Origin of the sequence: Halobacillus sp. BBL2006 (assembly GCF_000786645.1) — a bacterium.
Classification (GTDB): domain Bacteria; phylum Bacillota; class Bacilli; order Bacillales; family Halobacillaceae; genus Halobacillus.
Genome location: NZ_JRNX01000642.1, coordinates 1 through 2,128 on the forward strand (window position 1 = coordinate 1; position 2,128 = coordinate 2,128).

At 43.5% G+C, this 2,128-nt stretch carries 3 protein-coding genes; all 3 read left to right on the forward strand.

Annotated elements, in window-relative coordinates:
• Positions 1 to 380, forward strand: a 380-nt coding sequence (locus LD39_RS17500; RefSeq protein WP_035550736.1) for a substrate-binding domain-containing protein, incomplete at its 5' end; no start/stop codon positions are given.
• Positions 381 to 557: 177 nt separating this feature from the next.
• Complete coding sequence (locus LD39_RS17505; protein ID WP_035550739.1) at positions 558 to 1,583, forward strand: SEC-C metal-binding domain-containing protein; 1,026 nt, start codon at positions 558 to 560, stop codon at positions 1,581 to 1,583.
• Between the two features lie 112 nt (positions 1,584 to 1,695).
• The coding region (locus tag LD39_RS17510) for a hypothetical protein (RefSeq protein WP_035550742.1) at positions 1,696 to 2,128 on the forward strand (433 nt) is incomplete at its 3' end.

Consider the following 2,128-nt stretch of genomic DNA (forward strand, 5'->3'; position numbering starts at 1 on the left):
GAATTCATACCGAATTCCTGAAATCTGGCGGGCAGCAAGCAGTCAACGAGCTGTTTTCACTGCCGGAACCACCGACAGGGCTCGTTATTGCCGATGATTTGATGAGTATCGGAGTTGTGAACATGCTTGAAGAATGCAATAAGCGTGTGCCGGATGATATTTCGATTGTGAGTTTTAATAATGTATATTTATCGGAAATTACACGCCCACCGCTTACAACTGTCGATATTCATATTTATGAACTGGGTGTTCAGGCAGCGAAATGCCTGATTGCGAAGGTCAAAGATAAATCAGAACCAGCTAAACGGATCATCGTCCCGTTTGATATTAAATACCGCTCCTCCACGAAAGAGAATGAAGCACCGACCCGTAACGTCTAACTCGCGGGCCAGGTGCTTTTTTTTATGAGGATTATATGGATATTTTCCTATTTCTCCCACCTCAGGTCATCCAGATTCTGGATGACCTGAGGTGGATGTTTTTTCCTTTTTGCATCTTCAGCAGATTTTGGTTACTCTATAAGTTGATGTTTTATGAAGTTAGTGAGGGAAATGATAATGAGTAAAGTAAAACGAAACGGCCCATGCCCTTGTGGCAGCGGGGATAAATATAAAAAATGCTGCGGTCGATTATCAGGAGAAGAGGTAACGCCTGAACGTGTCCATGAAGCATTGAACGAGCAATATGCAAACTTTATGGATTACGTTGCAGAATTTTATACAGATGCCGCTCCTTCTGGTAAAGCGAAAACGAAAGAGAAGCAAATGGAAGAAGCGTTTCGGATGATGAATGAAGTGTTCCTTGTCCGCAACAAAGAACAAACGGTTTTTGAGGAGTATCTGGAGGAAAAAGGACTTGATTCCATTCCTCACCCTGCGAAAGCCTCGGTTAAAGAATGGACAACGCTAAAGCCCGGGCTTTATGAAATCCGGACGATTGATTCTGAACAAACGGCGAAGGTGAAGGATGTCTTTACATCAATCGCTTATGATGTGAAAAGAGATGGAATTCCGCTGAAAGACGAAAATGTGCCGAACAATCCTTATGTGATGGGGATTCTTATGAAGTGGGGATGGGAGTCGAACTTTATTCCCTTAGCGATTCCGAACCAGCCATCCTTCTATGAGGCGTTTAGGGAGTTGCTCGAGCAAGGACAAGACTCCTCCCCTAAAAAGGCTCTTGAACAGAACTTCATGAGCTATATGAAAAAATGGATTCATTCGGACCTTAATGAGGGACAGGACAGTGAACAGGTCAGCTCTCAAGGTAAGCAGCAAGTCAACGTTGAGGAAGATGATGTGCTGCAATTGTTAGGAGAGAATATCGCTGAATCTATCCACCAAAGCTCCTCTTATCAAGATCTGCAGCAATTATGGAGTCGTTACAAAAATACGAATGCCCCGAAATACCGTAAACCATCTGTGTTCTCTGCAGCCCTTGAATTTTTAGTAACAGGTACTGAGTATTTCGATCACTCCGACAAAACCGTTACCAAAAAGGCTGTTGCTTCTAAATATGGAGTCAGTCCGAGCAGCATGACCCGCAGGCTGGATGAACTGAAGGATTTCGCGGAGGAACAATAAAGGCCTCCCCTAACAAAAAGCTTGATTCCTTACTGGAATCAAGCTTTTTGTTTTTCCTAAATTTCTGGTCTGCCGCATACAGTATAAAAGAGGACAGAGGAGGGGAAGGCGTTTGAGAAGCTCTTCAAAATGGGTCCCTACGATGTTTATATTGGCAATCGTCATCGCTGTCTCCGTCTTTATTTATATTCAAATGAGTCCAGAACATCAGGCGAAAGAGACGGTGGAAGATTTTTATTTATTTGAGCAGCAAGGGAAATTCTCAGATTCTTGGGGATTGTTTCATCCATTCATGAAGGATAAATTTACGGTGGGTCATTACATACAAGATCGAGCACACGTGTTCATGAATCATTTCGGTGTCGAGACTTTCACCTTTAAGGTCACCAGCTCTAAAAAAGTGAAGAACTGGAAGGCGGAGAAAGGAGCAAAACCATTATCCACCGTCTATCGTTTTACAGTCATCCAAACGTTTAAAGGGAAGTATGGCCGCTTCGACCTGCACCAGGATGTGTATGTCACGAAAGTAAAGGGGAAGTGGCGGG

Bases quoted from the DNA above. Each gene is read 5' to 3' on its own strand.
- LD39_RS17505 (WP_035550739.1), top strand. From the start codon at position 558: ATGAGTAAAGTAAAACGAAACGGCCCATGCCCTTGTGGCAGCGGGGAT.